This is a genomic window from Paenibacillus sp. OT2-17, from assembly GCF_009827695.1.
Taxonomy (GTDB): Bacteria; Bacillota; Bacilli; order Paenibacillales; family Paenibacillaceae; genus Paenibacillus; species Paenibacillus polymyxa_B.
On the sequence record NZ_WUDQ01000841.1, the window covers coordinates 1 to 1,155 of the forward strand.

Genomic DNA, 1,155 nt, shown 5'->3' on the forward strand with positions numbered 1-1,155 from the left:
CCAGCAAAATCGGCATAAACACCGGATCACGGCTGGCTGTACGGAATGCCTCGCCCATCCGCAGTGGAGCCTCTCCCGCCGTTGTGCCTATATGCAGATCCGATGCATACCGGGCAAATTGGATCAACAACAGTACCCCGTACAATGCGTACACACCAGCAGCTACCATAAACGGCGTACCCGTGGATGCAGATCCTAACATTAAACCAAGCAACGGCCCTGCCACCACCCCAACATTAATGGCTGCATATCTCATATTGTAGATAAGCAGTCTTTTCTCCTTCGGGGTTACATCTGATAACAGTGCCCGTGAGGTTGGCTCGAACAAGGATCTGCACAGTCCATTCAGAGCATTAATGACAAAAAAGGCCCAGGCCGCTTCCGCCAACGCAAAAGCAACGAATACAAGCGCCCAGCTCGCAATGGACACCAGCATCACCTTACGCCGTCCGATTCGATCTGAAATATATCCACCGTAAAAGCTGGCAAAAATGCCGACCAACGAGCTGACCGATACGATCACCCCCGTATGAAAGGGGGACACCCCTAGACGGGTGGTAAGGTAAATAGACAAAAATGGGATACTCATGGATGTCGCCATCCGTCCAAAAATTGTACCGACAATAATCGTCCAGGCCAGCGGGTGAATGGAACGTAACTGTTCTTTCATATATGTCTCTTACGTCCTCCTTCCGTATGCAAGTCTAACAAGGGGGAAACCTGTCTAGCACTGGTGAATATAGCTTTCCAGCTCTAAACACGTTGCTTGATAGACAGATTGGAGCGCAGACAACTTCGCTTTCGCATTCTCAAGTCGGTTCTCCCGTGCAAGCTGTTCAATATCGGACAGCAACGAGGACAAACGCCCGACACCCAGACTCACGCTGCCTGATTTCAACTCATGAGCAGCCTCTACTACTTTTGTGGCTTCGCCCGCAGCAGCTAGTTCTCTTAACCTATTGATTTTGGCAGGTGTATCACTAGTATACATTTCGACCAATGACTCCAGTAGTCCCGTGCTGCCATCCTCGTCCAGCAGCATAATTTCACGTATAACTTCCTCATCCAAAATCGGCTCGGTTTCAGGCTTTGGAAGCCATTTGACAAGCTTTTCAGAGAGCCTTTCAATCGTTACTGGCTTCATCAAGTAATCGT

General features: G+C 49.5%; 2 protein-coding genes. Both read right to left on the reverse strand.

What is annotated here, in order from left to right; translation table 11 throughout:
- Nucleotides 1-670: MFS transporter (locus GRP75_RS27560; protein ID WP_160790964.1), on the reverse strand; the 670-nt coding region annotated here is incomplete at its 3' end.
- 54 nt (nucleotides 671-724) lie between these two features.
- On the reverse strand, nucleotides 725-1,155 hold a 431-nt coding region (locus tag GRP75_RS27565), incomplete at its 5' end, for an Hpt domain-containing protein (protein WP_160790965.1).